This is a genomic window from Terrirubrum flagellatum (assembly GCF_022059845.1).
In the GTDB taxonomy this organism is placed as follows: Bacteria; Pseudomonadota; Alphaproteobacteria; order Rhizobiales; family Beijerinckiaceae; genus Terrirubrum; species Terrirubrum flagellatum.
In genome coordinates, this window is the sequence record NZ_CP091853.1 from 51,770 (window position 1) to 67,499 (window position 15,730).

The 15,730-nt window shown below is 59.2% G+C and carries 13 protein-coding genes and 1 pseudogene; 3 read left to right on the forward strand and 11 right to left on the reverse strand.

Going from position 1 to position 15,730, the window contains the following annotated elements; genetic code table 11:
• Positions 1–5: 5 nt before the first annotated feature.
• Positions 6–143: pseudogene (locus L8F45_RS28800) on the forward strand (IS110 family transposase); the annotation flags it as partial.
• 103 nt (positions 144–246) lie between these two features.
• On the opposite strand, the gene L8F45_RS28805 reads toward L8F45_RS28800, so the two are convergent.
• From L8F45_RS28805 to L8F45_RS28815, 3 genes are all read right to left on the reverse strand, one after another.
• Positions 247–1,194 carry a PLP-dependent cysteine synthase family protein gene (locus L8F45_RS28805; RefSeq protein ID WP_342364138.1) on the reverse strand — a complete coding sequence of 316 codons (948 nt, stop codon included), beginning with the start codon at positions 1,192–1,194 and terminating at the stop codon, positions 247–249.
• Positions 1,195–1,345: 151 nt separating this feature from the next.
• The gene (locus tag L8F45_RS28810) at positions 1,346–2,731 is read right to left on the reverse strand and encodes an NtaA/DmoA family FMN-dependent monooxygenase (protein ID WP_342364139.1); all 1,386 of its coding nucleotides are present in this window, start codon (positions 2,729–2,731) and stop codon (positions 1,346–1,348) included.
• 420 nt (positions 2,732–3,151) lie between these two features.
• On the reverse strand, positions 3,152–3,631 hold the full coding sequence (locus L8F45_RS28815; RefSeq protein WP_342364140.1) for a flavin reductase family protein: 480 nt from the start codon (positions 3,629–3,631) through the stop codon (positions 3,152–3,154).
• Positions 3,632–4,028: 397 nt separating this feature from the next.
• On the opposite strand from L8F45_RS28815, the gene L8F45_RS28820 reads away from it, so the two are divergent.
• The gene (locus tag L8F45_RS28820; protein WP_342364141.1) at positions 4,029–5,213 is read left to right on the forward strand and encodes a MalY/PatB family protein; all 1,185 of its coding nucleotides are present in this window, start codon (positions 4,029–4,031) and stop codon (positions 5,211–5,213) included.
• Positions 5,214–5,269: 56 nt separating this feature from the next.
• Here the strand turns inward: L8F45_RS28820 and L8F45_RS28825 are convergent, their stop codons facing one another.
• Genes L8F45_RS28825 through L8F45_RS28860 form a run of 8 tightly spaced genes read right to left on the reverse strand, consistent with a single transcriptional unit; the run spans position 5,270 to position 14,208 of the window.
• Positions 5,270–6,331: an LLM class flavin-dependent oxidoreductase gene (locus L8F45_RS28825; RefSeq protein ID WP_342364142.1), complete on the reverse strand. Its 1,062-nt coding sequence runs from the start codon at positions 6,329–6,331 to the stop codon at positions 5,270–5,272.
• A gap of 7 nt (positions 6,332–6,338) precedes the next feature.
• Positions 6,339–7,277, reverse strand: coding sequence for an ABC transporter substrate-binding protein (locus L8F45_RS28830; protein ID WP_342364143.1), 939 nt, complete (start codon positions 7,275–7,277; stop codon positions 6,339–6,341).
• A 50-nt stretch (positions 7,278–7,327) separates the two neighbouring features.
• A complete protein-coding gene (locus L8F45_RS28835) occupies positions 7,328–8,257 on the reverse strand; it encodes an ABC transporter substrate-binding protein (RefSeq protein WP_342364144.1) in 930 nt (309 codons plus the stop codon).
• Positions 8,258–8,283: 26 nt separating this feature from the next.
• On the reverse strand, positions 8,284–10,083 hold the full coding sequence (locus L8F45_RS28840) for an amino acid ABC transporter permease/ATP-binding protein (RefSeq protein WP_342364145.1): 1,800 nt from the start codon (positions 10,081–10,083) through the stop codon (positions 8,284–8,286).
• Positions 10,084–10,120: 37 nt separating this feature from the next.
• Positions 10,121–10,627 (reverse strand): GNAT family N-acetyltransferase, encoded by a 507-nt coding sequence (locus L8F45_RS28845; protein ID WP_342364146.1) that lies wholly within the window; start codon positions 10,625–10,627, stop codon positions 10,121–10,123.
• Positions 10,628–10,637: 10 nt separating this feature from the next.
• Positions 10,638–11,840, reverse strand: a complete 1,203-nt coding sequence (locus tag L8F45_RS28850) for a M20 aminoacylase family protein (protein ID WP_342364147.1) — start codon at positions 11,838–11,840, stop codon at positions 10,638–10,640.
• On the reverse strand, positions 11,837–13,180 hold the full coding sequence (locus L8F45_RS28855; RefSeq protein ID WP_342364148.1) for an LLM class flavin-dependent oxidoreductase: 1,344 nt from the start codon (positions 13,178–13,180) through the stop codon (positions 11,837–11,839). The genes L8F45_RS28850 and L8F45_RS28855 overlap by 4 nt, the downstream gene beginning before the upstream one ends.
• Before the next feature lie 26 nt (positions 13,181–13,206).
• Positions 13,207–14,208, reverse strand: coding sequence for an LLM class flavin-dependent oxidoreductase (locus tag L8F45_RS28860; RefSeq protein ID WP_342364149.1), 1,002 nt, complete (start codon positions 14,206–14,208; stop codon positions 13,207–13,209).
• 542 nt (positions 14,209–14,750) lie between these two features.
• On the opposite strand from L8F45_RS28860, the gene L8F45_RS28865 reads away from it, so the two are divergent.
• The gene (locus L8F45_RS28865; protein ID WP_342364150.1) at positions 14,751–15,719 is read left to right on the forward strand and encodes a PhnD/SsuA/transferrin family substrate-binding protein; all 969 of its coding nucleotides are present in this window, start codon (positions 14,751–14,753) and stop codon (positions 15,717–15,719) included.
• Positions 15,720–15,730: the final 11 nt, after the last annotated feature.

A 15,730-nucleotide genomic window follows, 5' to 3' on the forward strand; every position in this document is an offset into this window, starting at 1 on the left:
GAGACATGGAAGCGGTCGTGACAGTTGGCCTGGATATCGCGAAGTCGGTCTTTCAAGTTCACGGAGTTGATCAGAAAGGCGCAGTTGTGGTTCGTCGCCGTCTTCCGCGCATGAAGGTGCTTTCTTTTTTCGAGCAATTGCCGCGCGTCAACCGCGTAATAGGGGAAGCAATTGATTGCCTCTTCTTGGCGACAGCAGCCGACCGTATGCCGCTCGACTTTCGGGTGCGCCAGCAGCCCGCCCGTGTCATCGTGCGCTCGCGAGGTTCGCTCTGGCGGCGTCACGCGAAGAAAGATAGCGCTCACCACTGTCGGCAATGATAGCGACGATGGTTTTGCCGGCATTTTCCGGGCGCCTCGCGAGAAGCGATGCGGCAAATAGCACTGCGCCCGAGGAGGGCCCTGCCAGGATACCCTCCTGGGTTGCGAGCGTTCGCGCGACGTCTCGAGCAGCAAACGCTTCTGTGGCGACCACTTCATCGACGATGTCGCGATCAAAATTCTCCGGAAGATGATGCGCGCCCACGTCGGTCACCTTGTGGACTCCCTCGATGCTATCCGCATAGGGATTATCTGGCGTCGGTATGGAATTTGCTCCCGGCTCGACCACCACCACTTTCAGATCTGGCTTGCGCGCCTTTAGATAACGGCCAACGCCAGAAATCGTGCCGCCTGTGCCTACGGCGGCCACGAAGATATCGACCTCGCCGCTCGTATCGCGCCAGATTTCGGGGCCGGTCGTCTCGAAATGGATAAGCGGATTGGCAGGGTTCGCGCGTTGGTTAGTGTAATAGGCGTCGGGATTCTCCCTCAGTACGCGCTCAATGATGACGTTGATCGCGTCGGGCGCGAGAAACTCCTTGTTGTCGATCAGCACAATCTCGGCGCCGTACTGATAAAGAAGATTGATCTTGTCCCGGCTGATGGTGTTCCTGAGATAGAATTTTGATCGGTACCCTCGCGCGGCGGAGATTGCCGCTAACCCGATACCGGTATTGCCGCTGGTGAGGTCGACCATGAGCTGACCGGGCTTCAATTTACCTTTCCTCTCTGCATCGCGGATGATGCCCCAGGCGGTGCGATCCTTGATGCTTCCAGCAGGATTCAAATATTCGATTTTTGCAAAAATATGTGCGCCGAAGTTCTGACGTTCTTTGAAACGATGCAGCTCGAGCAACGGCGTATTGCCGACCAAGTCGGAGAAGCTCCCGCGTAGGAATCCCATCGAGTTTTACCGGCTCCCTTCGGGCTGCCCGCGGCGCTGATTGGACCGCCTCGGCACGAGCGTTGAGCGCCGCCCGCTCTCAACAACAATGTCGATCGGGATCACGATAAATTGACGTGATCTAGCCATGAGCAGACTTGCGGGCCGCCGGCTTCATCGCAGCTGTCATCTCAGGGGTGACGGGATGCTCTTCCGCAAGCTCGAAAGGCGTGTTTGCGCGGAGCTTTGGCAATTCGAGATTGGAGCGAAAACTATCTCCGATGTAGTCGTCATCCAGCAATTTGCGCTTGCGCAACTCAGGAAGCAGGCCGTTTAACAAGAGGTCTTCTTGATCGGGATTGCCAAGCCCGTGGAGAGAAATGACGTCCAGCACGCCTGCTCGGAAACGTTCTTCAATAGCGCAGGCCAATTGTTCCGGCGTGCCAGCGACCGACCAGTGGCCTGTTTCCTGCGCCTGAATGATCAACTCGCGCAAACTGAGCCCTTGCCGCGCATATCGACGAAATATCTCGACCCTTCCGCGCCTGCGATTGATGCTATCGACATTCGGCAGCAACCTCTCTGGCAGCGGCTCATCTAGCGGTAGATCTGAAAGGTCGATATTTCCGCCCAGCATGTCGGAGAGCTTAAACCGTCCCTGCACGAAATCGATCTTTTCATGCTTGTCCCGAAGCCGACGGGAAACGTCAGCTTCGGAGTCACCGATAACGGAATGGAAGGAATTCATTATCAACGGCAAATTGGCGCCGCGGCCGAAGCTTATGGCCTGACGTCGGAGTTCGCCGACGAAGTCGATCGCAGCCTCGAGAGTCGGCTGGGACGTGTAGACGACTTCGGCATAGCGCGCGCCTAACGTCATGCCTTCTCGGGATTGGCCCGCCTGAAATTGCACCGGCCGACCTTGTGGCGGCGGCGGAACGTTCAACGGTCCCTGCACATGGAAATGCGCGCCGCGATAGTCAATGCGATGAAGTTTACTCGGATCAAGGCGAATTCCACCTTCCGAACCCCGGTTCACCGCCTGAGGTTCATTGGCGTCGAAGAGCTTGTTGACCACTTCGATGAATTCGGCCGCCCGCTCGTAGCGCTTAGCCGGAGCAGGCAATGCATCGCCGCCAAAATTCTCCTCCCCAACGGACGATGTCACCGCGTTCCACGCGGCGCGGCCACCGCTCACATGATCCAGAGTGCCGATGAGACGCGCTAGATTATAGGGGTGATGATAGGTTGTTGATATCGTGGCGACGAGGCCGATCCGCGACGTAGCCAGGCTCAGCGCCGCTAGGGCGACGATTGGCTCCTGCGTGCCGGTCGTTCCTGACAGCCCGGCCGGATCGGCCTGCAGGAGATCGGCCGTAAAGAGTCCGGTAATTTTCTCAGCCTCGGCTTTGCGGGCGAGATCCGCCGCGCGGCGCGCGCCAAACGATGCGTTTGCGTCGCTGCTGGCAAATACAAAGCTGCCAGCGCCAACCAACGTCTTCAATCGACGCTGACGAGAGTTTATCATCGCTTGACTCCAAGCTTCATAATAGCAAACGCGTATCGGAACGCTTCGGACGAACAGACCGCGCTTCTCAAGACAGATGCGCCACAGCGAGGTTGGTTATGCGGTCGGCGCTCACTGCGCCGGCGTCAATGCTCCCGGCTCGAACCGCTTATATTCGGCGACCTCCAGCGTTTCGTATATGTCCGGATTGAGAATCTTGCGGAGAGGAATGATTTCATCTCCTCTGCTGATGTACCTGTGAAATAAAGCGAATATTGAGATCCCGGAGCGGCTGATAGGCATCTTGCAGAAGGCAATGTAAATTCGGCGCGTCGCCGATCGTGGCGATTCGAACTGTATCGATCATCTCGGTTCGGCTCATTTGGAAGAAGGCTGCAGATCGCCACGCGCGCGAATCACGGCGCGATACCGCTTTTCACCCTAAATTCCCGCGCCATTTTGAAAATCATCGTCGAACGTCCCGTATAGGCCGCGCCAATACAGCAATGCTCCTTCTTCTTGTGAAGCTTGTATGGCCTTCACTCGCCCAATCAATATTGTGTGTGAGTGGCGATCGATTGCTTCTTCAATTTCGCAATCAAGTGTCGCCAGAGTTCCCTGAAGAATCGGCGCGCCTGTGATAAGGGTTGTCCAGTCGCCTTCTGCAAAACGTTCTTCGCCTTTATGCCCTCCACGCCCGGCAAATCGATCGGCGATCGACTGGTGGCGCGCGGCGAGCACATTGATGGCGAAGCGTCCAGCGCGCTGGATGGTTGGCCAAGCGGAAGCCGCGCGGTTGACGCAAACGATGATGGTCGGAGGGTCAGCGGAAAGCGCGGTCAATGAAGTTGCGGTAAGGCCCGCGCACCTCCCGTCAACAGAAGCTGTCACGATACTGACTGCGCCGGCGACGTTGCGCATCACGGATCGAAACGCGGCGGCGTCGGTCTCGGATGGGGCCGAAATTCTCACTTGGTGATTCATTGAGTGTTCGCCGTTCGAGATGCGCGCTGGAGAAGGCGGTAAGGCTCATTGTAGTTTGAGCGCATTGTTGTCTCCGGCATTTAATCGGTGTTCTGAGCGAAGCGGCTACAGCCTCTCCAAGTAGGGCATCTTATCAAGCCGAAACGAAAGCGCTTCTATGACAGATTTTCTTTTTGCGCGGCCAAATCGGCGCTTTCATCTCCGGCAACTATGATTAGCAGCGGGAACTTTTCAAATGCGTCTGGAGGCTCCATCACGAGTCATTGAACGCTTGTTCGGTCGCATGTCGCACCTATGATGCTCGCGGAAGTGCATCATTTGGGCTTATCGAAGAATGCTTCAGGAATTTTTGAACGAGCGGGCGAAGAGTGTGGAGTTCGACCGCGTTTACGGGGGCGGCGGCGTTGGGGACTCCAAGAAATGGCGCCTTTACCCGCAGGATATCTTGCCGATGTGGGTCGCCGACATGGACTTTGCGGTCGCTGAGCCGATCGTCGAAGCGCTGCGGCAGCGACTCACTCATCCGATATTCGGCTACACCTTTCCGTCGCAGGGCTTGAAGGATGCGATTGTCGAGACGCTGCAGGCGCGGCACGGATGGACAATTCAGCCGAGCAATCTCGTGTTCCTCCCTGGCGTGGAGCCGGGGGTCAACATGGCTCTCAAGGCCATTTTGCGGCCGGGTGACGGAGTTGTGGTTCAGACGCCGGCTTATCGGCCATTGTTGGATGCCCCGGATCACTGGGGGCTGAAACGGATTGAGGCTCCACTGATCCGAGAGGCCGACGGTCCCTACACGATCGACAAGGCGGGTCTAGAAGATGCGATCGGCCGAGCGCACGCGCTTCTCCTTTGTAATCCGCACAATCCGACCGGGCGCGTCTTCACTCATGAAGAGCTGCGCATGATCGCCGAGGCGTGCGAGCGAAGAAACGCGCTAATTATTTCAGACGAGATCCATTCCGACCTGGTGTTTGACGGACGTACGCACATTCCGATTGCGACGCTCGATCCGGAAGTCGCCGCGCGCACGATTACGCTCATGTCGGGCAACAAAACTTTCAATATCGCGGGCCTGAAAACAGCCTTTGCCATTATTCCCAATCCCGCACTTCGCCACCGATTCCAGGCGGCACGGCAAGGCATGGTCGACAGCGTCAATCTGTTGGGGTTGGCGGCGACAGAAGCCGCTTACAGGCAGGGGGAGGAGTGGCGTCGCGCGTTGGTCAACTACCTCGAGGCGAACCGAAATCACCTCGCAAGCGAACTTGGGCGGCGATTTTCCGGGATCTCCTTCAGCCCACCCGAGGCGACCTTTCTGGCCTGGCTCGACTGCACTGCTCTCGAACTCGAATCGGAGCCGCAGAAATTTTTTCTCGAGAAGGCGCGCGTGGGATTTTCAGCCGGACGGGAGTTTGGAAAAGAGGGGAGGGGTCATGTGAGAGTGAACTTCGGCGCCCCGCGCGTGCTGATTGATGACGCGCTGGATCGCATGGAGCAGGCGCTCGCGGGCCGATGATCGGAGCAGCGGAGCGAGATGAGCCTCTCCAGGCGCCTGCCAACAGCCCTTCGGTATCACCGCCAAGCAAACGCGTCCGCCAGTTCGGTCGGACCCGAAGCATGGAAGCCAATCTCGGGAGCGATTTTCCCGATCACATCTTCGATGATCTGGAGATAGTCGTGAAGCGGCAGATTGTACGGCAACTCCAGGCGGAGCTCGCGCGCCTCTGAGAGAACGCCGTCTTGCGAGAGTTTGTCGAGAATTTCGTCAGCCGATCCCACGATATCAGGCGCAAATTGCGTTCGACGCTCGCCTTGGGGAGCGAGAGTTCTGGCGGTGCGTTCGGCCGCGAAGGCCAGGTATCGGTTGCGCGTCGGGCGATCGGCGCTGTCAAGCGGAATGATCACGCGGCCAACGGCGATACGCGCGGCTTCGCCACGAGTCGATGACGCCCGGAACAGTTCGATGTGGCGTCGCTGGGTTTCGATGAAGCTATCGACTTGTTCGGCCACGTTGATATTTCCGACCAACAGGTTGAGGCCATTTCGCGCAGCCCATTCGACGGACCGGACCGAGCCGCCGCCATACCAGAGGCGGTCCACGAGCCCAGGCGCATGGGGGCGGACCCGAGGCCGGTGACGACCGCCCGCCGAAACGATTTCGGCGTCTTCTGAGCCAAAGAATTCGCCGGCAAGATTATGAGCCAGCCGGGAGACGCGTGCGTGAGAATAGTCTGCGGCATCCGCTCCGGCGTCGAGGAAACGATCGCCAAGCACCCCCGCGAGCACGGGCTTTCCGGCGCTCAATCCGACCTGCAGGCGACCACGGGACAGGATGTCCACGGTGGCCAGATCCTCTGCGAGCCGGAGAGGGTTTTCATAGCCCATTTGGATGACGCCGACGCCGAGCTCAATGCGCGATGTTCGCTGTGTCGCTGCAGCGAGCACGGTGGCTGCCGACGATATTCCGCATTCGAGATGGCGTTGCCGGACCCAAGCGCCACTGTAGCCCAGTTCCTCGCCCCTCTCGATCAGATTGAGGGTCTCTTCGAGCCCCCGACTGGGATCTTCTTCAGAAAAATTCCCCGACGTCAGGAAGCTGAGGCGTTCGATCGCGAGACGGCGACGGGTGGCCATGATCCGCTCAAAATTTGGGAAGACCGGGCGGATTGGTCTCGGACCGTTCCAACGCCTCATCTTCCAGCCTCCAGCGGGCGAGGGCTTCGCGATATTTGCCCGTCTTGATCAGTTCATTGATGGCGAGCGTCAAAGCCGGCGCCAGTCCACTGTCCTTTCGGGTCGCGATCGCGACATCCGATTTGAGTGGCCAGCCTGCGCTGAGAACGCCAACGCGGCGGACATTGCGGTCTCGCGACTCGATAAAGAGAAGCTGCGCGTGAGGTTGCACGATGACGTCGGCGCGCCGCGACCGCAGCGCCAGAAGCCGCGCCGGTTCGTCGTCGTAATATTGCAGATCGAGAGGTTTCAGGCCCGTGGCGACATTCTGCTTGCTCCATTCCAGCAGGATGCGCTCTTGGTTTGTGCCTGAACCCACAATGATGCGGAGGCCCGCGGCGTCTTTCGGCTCCTTGATCGACTGTACCGGACTGTCCAGCGCCACAAAGAACCCGTGCAGCCCTTCGCGATAGGTGGAGAAATCGAATTTCTCCTTGCGCTGCTCGGTCACGCCTACGTTCGATATGACCGCATCATACTTGCCTGAGGATAAACCCAGAGGCCAATCGGCCCAGGCGACCGGAACGATCCTCAACTGGAGGCCCAGACTGTCCGCGACAAGCTGAGCAATGTCTACGTCCGCGCCGACCACCGTCTTGGCGTCGGTCGCATAGGTTGAGAGCGGCGGGGTGGAGGGGGCGATCGCAATTGTCAGCTCCCCCGGCTTGACAAAACGATAGCCTTCGGGGACGGCGGCTATCGCTGCGGGAGCTGCTGGAACTCGCGGCCGTCCGGACTGCTCCGGACTGAGATCATAGACGTCGCCTTGAGCGCTTGCCGCAACACTTGTCGCGAGCGCAAGCGCAGCGAGCCAAGGCCGGAGAGATGAGGAAAAGAACGCGGGCATCGGCTGAAAATCTCCAGAGCGATGAGCGAAGCGATCGACGGCGCGTCGCCTCAGCTTTTCGGAAGGCCGGGTGGGTTCGTGCGTGAGACGGAGATCGCCTCATGGTGGAGATTCCACCGCTCGAGCGCTTTCGCGTAGTTTCCGTTCTTGATCTGGGCGTTCAGCGCCGCGGTGATGGCGTCCGCCAGCCCGGCGCCTTTGCGTGTGGTGACAGCAATTTCCGCCGTCAGCGGCCAACCACCGGAGAAAAGCCCGACAAGTTTCGTCTTCTTTTCGAGAGAAGCGCGGTAACTCAGCAATGCGTTGGGCCCGAGATATGCGTCAGCACGACCGCTCTGCAAGGCGAGGTAGAGCACTGCGTCATCGTCATAATACTGGACTTCGGACGACTTCAATCCCGCCGCCTCGTTCTGTTTGATCCAGTTCAGTAGAATACGCTCCTGGTTTGTTCCGGAGCCGACGATGACGCGAAGTCCCGCGACGTCCTTCGGCTCCTTGATGGCGGCGATGGGGCTGTCGACCTTCACATAGAAGCCAAGCAGGTCATTCCGGTAAGTCGAGAAGTCGAGCCGTTCCTTGCGCTCCTCCGTCACAGTCACGTTGGAGATAACGGCGTCGTATTTGCCGGATTGGACGCCGAGAGGCCAATCGGCCCAGGCGACGGGGACAAGTTGCAATTCAAGTCCAAGGCTATCGGCGACGAGCTGAGCGATGTCGGCTTCAGATCCGATCAACGTCTTGTTATCGGTCGCGAAGGTTCCGAAGGGCAGGCGGGTTGAAGCGTTGGCGATCGTCAACTTTCCCGGCGTGACGAGCTTCACTCCCGGCGCCACCAGCTTTACCGCCTCTTCGACCGCGGCTGCGCGCGGTCGGCCCTTCTGCTCAGGCGAGAGATCTGGCTCGGCCGCCGCCGCAAGCGACATGAGCGCGCATGTCACCGCCGCAGCGGCGACTGCCGCCGTAAATCCTTTGAACGTCATGGTCGTCTCCGTGGGAATAGCTGAAGTCAGAGAACTTTTGACAGGAATTCTCTGGTTCGCGGGTGCGAAGCCGCGTTGAGCACGGTGGTTGGCGGTCCCTGCTCGACAACGCGCCCTTGGTCCATGAACACGATGTGATCGGCGACTTCTCGCGCGAAACCGATCTCATGCGTGACAATGATGAGTGTCACGCCCGAACGCGCGAGCTCCTTGATGACATCGAGCACCTCGTTGACGAGTTCGGGATCAAGCGCCGAGGTCGGTTCGTCGAACAGAAGGACTTTCGGGCGCATTGCGAGCGCGCGAGCGATAGCGACGCGTTGCTGTTGGCCGCCAGAAAGCTGGCGCGGAAATGCGTTCGCCTTTTCAGAAAGGCCAACGCGATCGAGCAGATTGCGCGCCTGTGCTTCGGCGTCTGCGCGCGCGACGCCCCGCACGGTGATGGGCGCTTCGACAATGTTTTCCAGAACCGTGAGATGCGGAAACAGATTGAAGTTTTGGAACACCATCCCGACATCGACGCGGCTCTTGAGGATGTCGCGCTCCTTCAATTCGTAAAGCACGCTGCCATCCTGGCGGTAGCCGATGAATTGACCGTCTACGGCGATCAGGCCTTCATCGACCGGCTCGAGATGATTGATGGCGCGCAATAGAGTGGACTTGCCGGACCCGGACTGTCCCAGAATTGCGGTGACGGAGCCGGCGGGGAGGGAGAGACTCACTCGGTCAAGCGCTTTCAAGGCGCCAAAATGCTTCGAGACGCTCTGGATCGTCACCGCACCGCCGAGCGAAGCGCTTTCCCGCAAGCTCGCTCCGGCCGACGGCGCGATAGGCGCGGCGATCGCATCCGCAGCAGAGATTGCTCCAGAGTCCGTCCGGACGTCGACGCCCACCCAGTTGAGAATTGCCCGCAATGCGGGGGGCGGCGGATTGCGAACCGCGCCCCGGGAATAATGGCGCTCAATGAAGAATTGAACAGCCGATAAAGCCGACAGGATGATAAGATACCAGGCGGTCGCCACCATCAGCAGCGGAATCACTTCCAGATTCCGTCGATAGATCACCTGAATGGTGTAAAAGAGCTCCGGCAGCGCCAGGATATAAACGTTGGAAGTGCCCTTCGCGAGCCCGATGATGTCATTGAACGCAGGGGGTATAATCGAACGCATCGCCTGCGGCAGGATGATGCGTGAAGCCTGGCGCGACTTTGGCAGCCCCAGCGCTGCTGCGGCTTCAAGTTGCCCCTGATCGACAGACAAAATGCCGCCGCGAATAATTTCAGATGTGAATGCCGCCTGGTTCAGCGTCAGGCCAATGATCGCCGCGGCAAACGGACTGATCAATTGGGTTGTTTGATAGGAGAAGAAGGAGAAATTGGTGAAGGGTACGCCGACGGTGACTGTCTCGTAGAGATAGCCGATGTTGTTGAGAATCAGCAGCAACACGATTAGAGGGATCGATCGGAATAGCCAGGTGAAGGCCCAGGAGAGAGCGGCGAGAAGGGGAGAGCCGGAGACGCGCGCCAAGGCGAGAGCGGCTCCGAACGCAAAGCCGCAGGTCGCGCCGAGAACGGTGAGGAGGAGCGTGCGCCAGAGACCTAGGAGTACAGGCTCAGAGAAAAACCACTCCGCAAAGACATCCCATCCCCACCGCGGATTGCTGACGATCGACGTTGCTACAGCGGCGATGACGATTGCGGCGAGTGCTGTTCCGAGGGCGCGCGCTGGATAACGCGCGCGCACGATGCGGTAGCTTGCGACAGACGTGTCGCCCGATGAAGCTGGAAACGCCTCCTTAAACTGCGAGGCGTCCTGGACGTACGTCATGGAAACTCCGGGGATCGTCTGTAGGGCGCCGAAGCGCTCAGGCAGCCTGATCGGCGCTTTCGGACAGGACTTTTGTGAAAGGCAACTTGCGCAACGCCTCGAGGTCGCCGTTGAGATCGAACTGAGGCGAATAGCCAAATCCGAGATACAGCCCGACTGCTTCAGGTTGCCGGAAACCGGTCGTCAGAAAAGCGCGCTGATAGCCTTGCCGTAGAGCTTGCGCTTCGAGTTCGGCGACGATCTTTCTGGCGAGCCCTTGGCGGCGTTGGTCGCGCCGCACCCAGATGCGCTTCATTTCGGCGGTGGCGTCATCATAGCGCATGAACGCGCCACCACCGATAGTTTCTCCGGCCTGCACGACAAGAAGGAAAGCGCCGGTCGGAGCCGCGAATGCGGCTGGCGGATAGCGATAGAGCTCGACTGACGCGTCCTCCCTCCCGGGGATATCACCATAGCGCCCGTTGTATTCGCGAATGAGATCATCGATGAGCGGCTTGGCGCGCGGATCCAGGGAGTTTGTGTAAAGGAACGAAAGATCGCTCATTGGCTTGCCTTCAGTGCGGATCTGTAGCGCGGGAGGGAGCGAGCGATCGCTCGACGAGCGCGGCCCAAAACGAGGCGGCAACCTCGATAATGTCATCGTTGAAGTCGTATTCAGGGCTGTGCAGGGGCGCGGACGAACCGTTCCCGACGAACAAATATGCGCCCGGCCGCTTCTCGAGAAAGTATGCGAAATCCTCGCTGGCGGTGCGCGGCGCGAACGGCGAAATCAGCCGCAAAGAACCGAAGAGATCGGCCGCGACTTCTCGCGCAAGTTCGGTCTGGCTGCGGTGGTTGACGACGGTTGGATATCCGCGTCGATAATCGACGTCAGCGGAAGCGCCAAAAGCTTCAGCCTGCCGGCTGGCGATTTCGACGATGCGGCTCTCGATCCGCTTTCTCACCTCGTCCCTGAAGGTTCTCGTGGTGATTTGGAGCTCGACTTTGTCAGGAATGACGTTCGATGCGGTTCCGCCATGAATCGAGCCCACCGTAACGACCGCCATATCGAGCGGGTCGACGTTGCGGGACACGATTGTTTGCAGCGCGGTGACGACATGGGCAGCCGCGACAATCGGATCGACCGTCTCATGTGACGCCGCGCCGTGGCCGCCCTTACCCTTGACTGTGACGATAGCCTTGTCGACGGAGGCCATGGCGGGGCCTTCGACGAAACCAAAGGCGCCGGCGGGAACACTTGGCCAGTTGTGCAGCGCATAGATCGCATCGACGGGGAAGCGCTCCAGCACGCCGTCGGCGATCATCGCCTTTGCGCCCGCGCCAATTTCCTCTGCAGGTTGGAAGAAAAGACGCAAAGTTCCGTCAAAACGCCGCGTCTTTGCGAGATATCGCGCGGCCGCAAGCAAGATCGCCGTGTGGCCATCATGCCCGCACGCATGCATGCGTCCCGGGTGCTTGCTGGCGTATGAGAGGCCAGTGGCCTCCTGAATGGGAAGCGCATCGAAATCAGCTCGAATACCTATCGATCTGCGCTCCGTCCCGCATTTGAGGGTCGCGACTATGCCTGTCGTCGCGATATCTCGCGTGACGCGGTACCCCCAACTCTCAAGGAGTTCGGCGATCCATGCGGACGTCGCGAATTCCTTGAAGGCGAGCTCGGGCGCCTGGTGAAACTCGCGACGCAAGGCGACGAAATCGCCGGAAAACGCGCCAATTGTAGTCCGAATTGTCGAGGGGACGCCGATATGAATGGTCATCTCGCCAACGCCTTGGGCTGGCTTGCGTGTGCCGCGTCGTAGCGGCTGGCTTTCCGAGGGAGGCCCAGATGGTCGCGCAGAGTGGCGCCAGGCAGGTCGCGACTGTAACGACCCTGAGCTTCGAGCTCGGGAACCACCAGAGCAATGAAGTCGTCGAGGCCTTGGGCGATCACGGGAAAGCCGAGGATGAAGCCGTCGGCGGCGCCGGCGTCAATCCAGCGAATGATCTCGTCAGCGACGCGTTTGCCCGCGCCGATAAAGTTCGGTTTCGGGGTTGCGGCTTCCAGAGCCGCCTCGCGAAGAGTCTGGCCCCTGGCTTTCGCGTTCGCCTTGATGCAGTCCGTTGTCGAGCGGAAACTGTTCTTGCCGAGATCGCCCAGCTCTGGAAATGGCGCATCGAGCGAGTATTGAGTGAAATCGTGATGGTCGAAAAAGCGGCCGAGATAGGCGAGCGCTTCCTCGATTGAGATGAGGTCCTTGATCACCCGATATTTTTCGTCGGCCTCCGCGTCGGTTCGTCCGACGATGGGGCCGATGCCAGGATATATCTTGACGTCATCGGCGGAGCGGCCCTGCGCGACGGCGCTTGTCTTGACCTGACGCGAGAAGGTTCGGGTTTCTTCGAGGCTTGGCGAATGGGTGAAGACGGCGTCGGCGTACTTGCCGGCGAGTCCGATGCCGGCGTCCGACGAGCCGGCCTGGAAAATCACCGGCTGTCCCTGAGCCGAGCGGCCGATATTCAGCGGGCCTTCGACCTCGAAGAAGCGGCCTTTATGGCTGAGAGTGTGCATCTTCTCGCGATCGAAGAACTGGCCTGTTTCGCGATTGCGCACGATAGCGTCGTCTTCCCAGGAGTCCCACAGCCCCTGAGCGACCGCGAGATACTCGTCGGCAATCTGGTAACGCAGAGCATGTTCCGGATGGGATCGGCTGTAGTTTTTCGCCGAGCCTTCGAGCGGCGACGTCACGACGTTCCAGCCAGCCCGTCCTCCGCTAATGAGATCGAGTGACGCAAGCTGACGCGCGATCGTGTAGGGATCGGAGTACGAGGTCGAAACCGTGCCAGCGAGACCGATCTTTGTCGTCCGCGCCGCCAATGCAGATAAAATCGTCAAGGGCTCAAAGCGGTTGAGAAAATGCGGGATCGACTTGTCATTGATATACAGACCGTCCGCGACGAACCCGAAGGAGATGCCTGCCGCCTCTGCCTTGAGCGCAGTCGAGACATAGAAGTCGAAATTCACGCTAGCGTCGGCGGGCCCGCTGGGATGGCGCCAGGAGTTCATATGGCTGCCTGCGCCCTGCAGCATGATCCCGAAGTTGATCTTCCGAGTGCTCATCGTCATGTTCCGATTCGGCTTGGTTCTTACGCGGCAATCGTCTGCGACTGTCCGGCGATAAGTTGGATGCTCGAAATGCGCGCTTCAGGATCGGCCACTGGAGTGTCGATCACGAACTCCTCAATGCCGAAGCGGTGCGCGAACTCGTGTAACTGAGACCGCACCTGTTCCGGCGCTCCCGCAACGACCTGCGTATTTCTTTCTTCAAGGCTGTATTCGCTTGCTCCAGCCTGTTGAGCGAAGTCCGCCGCCTGCTGTGCGCTTCCGACGTTCACGCTGCGACCGTCAGGAAGTGTCAGCCGGAACACGCGCACATGCGACACCGCCTCTCGAGCGCGGGCTGTGGACTCGGCGGCGAATGCATAGAGCGCCAGCAATGGTGAACGGCCGGCGGCTTCGCCATAGACCCCGGCGCAACGCTCGATATTGTCGGGATCGCTATTGAAGTGTCCGGCATAGACAAAGTTCCAGCCTAGCCTTGCCGCAAGCGCTGCGCTCTCCGGACTGCCGCCGAGCAGGAACCGCTCGGGCTTCGTAGACACTTGTGGGTTCGCCACTACGTCCTTGAACGGGTGAGCTGCAGGTATCTGGTCGCTGAGAAAATCATCGAGATCTCTCAATTGCTCGTCGAACGAGGAAAGATCAGTTGCGCGGTGCTTCGACTGCAAAGCCCGCGCGGAAGCTGGCAGTCCGCCGGGCGCCTTGCCGATCCCGAGATCTATGCGGCCAGGCGCGAGAGCCGATAGCACCTTGAATATTTCGGCCACTTTATACGGGCTGTAATGCTGCAGCAGAATTCCGCCGGTTCCAATGCGGATATGAGAAGTTTGCGCCAAGAGGTAAGCTGCGAGGACTTCAGGAGCAGAGCCAGCAAGACCTGGAGCCCCATGATGTTCGGCCAACCAGAGGCGGCGATAGCCGCATGCTTCGGCTGTTTGCGCGAATCGAACGCTGGTCGCGAGCGCGTCCTCGCCGGCCGCGTCAGGAGGAACGGGGCTCTTGTCGAGGAGACTAAGCGTGTAGGCCATGCGAACGATGATCTTCGGTGTTTGCTGATGCAAATAGAGGCCACAGTTTTCGGTAGAAAGTCCGGCCAAAGTTATTGCCGTTGTCGAAAGACGCTTCCTTTCAACGCGCGAACGCGATCATAATTATGTTGTTCGGTGTTTATCTGTTGGCTTGCTTTCTCGCCTGAATAACTCGTTTGTTGCGCAAGAATTGGATTCCACACAGAAGAACTGTTTTGCGCAACAAAGAGAGCCTGCATCAGTTCTCGGAAAGTCGTTCGAGCGTGAACGCAATGTGTGGCGCTGCGATCCGAGGGTGCCAGACAAGATTCATCTGCGCCAGAGTGAACCTATCTGCGCTGGGTGCCGAGTTGGAGAATAGTCTTCGTCGCCAAGCCACGTTTTCGAAAGGTCATTCGTTTGACGGAAAGAGGCCGGCGACGCCAATATTTCAGAACGCGTCTTTGCGGTCGGAAGACGACAGACGGCTGAAATCCGTGTGAGGGAGCGAAGTGCTTAGCAATTCTATACCGGCGAGCTTGCTCTCGGGTTTGCGACGCGCAGTGTTGGCGCCTTTGCTGATGTGCGGATTTGCAGCTTTTGCTGGAGCAGCTTGGGCGCAGAGCCCTCCGACCGTAAGACTTGTCGTCGCTGACCAGAATGAGCAGCTGCAAACACTGATGCGCGCTTCTGGCGCTCAGGCGCGACTGTCGAGCGTCGTTACTTACGCCAACTTCCTCGGTGGTCCCGCGATCCTTGAGGCCTTTCGAGCGGGCGCGCTGGATTTGGCGACCGTGGGCAACACGCCGCCAATCCAGGCTCATGCGGCCGGCGAGCTTATTCCAATTGTCGCGGCGCGAACCTCGTCCGAGGCTGACTACTTCTTCGCCGTGCGACCGGGCTTGACGGTCGACCGCCTTGAGGAGCTTCGAGGGAAGAGCATCGCTTACGGCGAGGGGACCGGCCGACAGCCTTTCGTGCTCAATGCGCTCAAACTTGCCGGCCTCACGAGAAAGGATGTGCGTCTCGTGCCGCTGCGGGCGGCCGATTTTCCGGACGCGATTCGCAGTGGTCAGGTGGATGTGGCAGCGTTGAACGAGCCGCACTTCTCCCGTTACCTCGCGGACTTCTCAGATCGTGGTGCGAGCGCGATTCCCAAGGAGCAAAACGATCGGCTCCCCAGAAGTTTGACCTATCTCTATGCGAGCAAGAGAGCTTTGGATGATCCTGCCAAGGGCGCGGCGATCCGCGAATTCGTTAGCGCCTGGATCAGCGCAAGTCGATGGTCGAACGACAATACCGATGCATGGATCGACGCCTATTACGTCAAACGCCAGAACCTGAAAGCGGTCGACGCTCGCAAGATTGTTGCATCAGAAGGACGCTATGAGTTCCCGTCACTTGCGAGTCTTATTCCAAAACAGCAGTCATTGATCGACGTGATCTACGAGGCCGGTGATCTCCCGAAGCGGCTCGATGCGCGAGACGAATTCGATCTGCGTTTCGATGAACTCATCGGAAAAACAAATTGAGCCAGACGACT

What these genes read in the sequence shown, in the direction of transcription:
- L8F45_RS28810 (WP_342364139.1), bottom strand. Translation starts at nt 2,731, where the DNA reads ATGATAAACTCTCGTCAGCGTCGATTGAAGACGTTGGTTGGCGCTGGC.
- L8F45_RS28815 (WP_342364140.1), bottom strand. Translation starts at nt 3,631, where the DNA reads ATGCGCAACGTCGCCGGCGCAGTCAGTATCGTGACAGCTTCTGTTGAC.
- L8F45_RS28820 (WP_342364141.1), top strand. Translation starts at nt 4,029, where the DNA reads ATGCTTCAGGAATTTTTGAACGAGCGGGCGAAGAGTGTGGAGTTCGAC.
- L8F45_RS28825 (WP_342364142.1), bottom strand. Translation starts at nt 6,331, where the DNA reads ATGGCCACCCGTCGCCGTCTCGCGATCGAACGCCTCAGCTTCCTGACG.
- L8F45_RS28830 (WP_342364143.1), bottom strand. Translation starts at nt 7,277, where the DNA reads ATGCCCGCGTTCTTTTCCTCATCTCTCCGGCCTTGGCTCGCTGCGCTT.
- L8F45_RS28835 (WP_342364144.1), bottom strand. Translation starts at nt 8,257, where the DNA reads ATGACGTTCAAAGGATTTACGGCGGCAGTCGCCGCTGCGGCGGTGACA.
- L8F45_RS28840 (WP_342364145.1), bottom strand. Translation starts at nt 10,083, where the DNA reads ATGACGTACGTCCAGGACGCCTCGCAGTTTAAGGAGGCGTTTCCAGCT.
- L8F45_RS28845 (WP_342364146.1), bottom strand. Translation starts at nt 10,627, where the DNA reads ATGAGCGATCTTTCGTTCCTTTACACAAACTCCCTGGATCCGCGCGCC.
- L8F45_RS28850 (WP_342364147.1), bottom strand. Translation starts at nt 11,840, where the DNA reads ATGACCATTCATATCGGCGTCCCCTCGACAATTCGGACTACAATTGGC.
- L8F45_RS28855 (WP_342364148.1), bottom strand. Translation starts at nt 13,180, where the DNA reads ATGAGCACTCGGAAGATCAACTTCGGGATCATGCTGCAGGGCGCAGGC.
- L8F45_RS28860 (WP_342364149.1), bottom strand. Translation starts at nt 14,208, where the DNA reads ATGGCCTACACGCTTAGTCTCCTCGACAAGAGCCCCGTTCCTCCTGAC.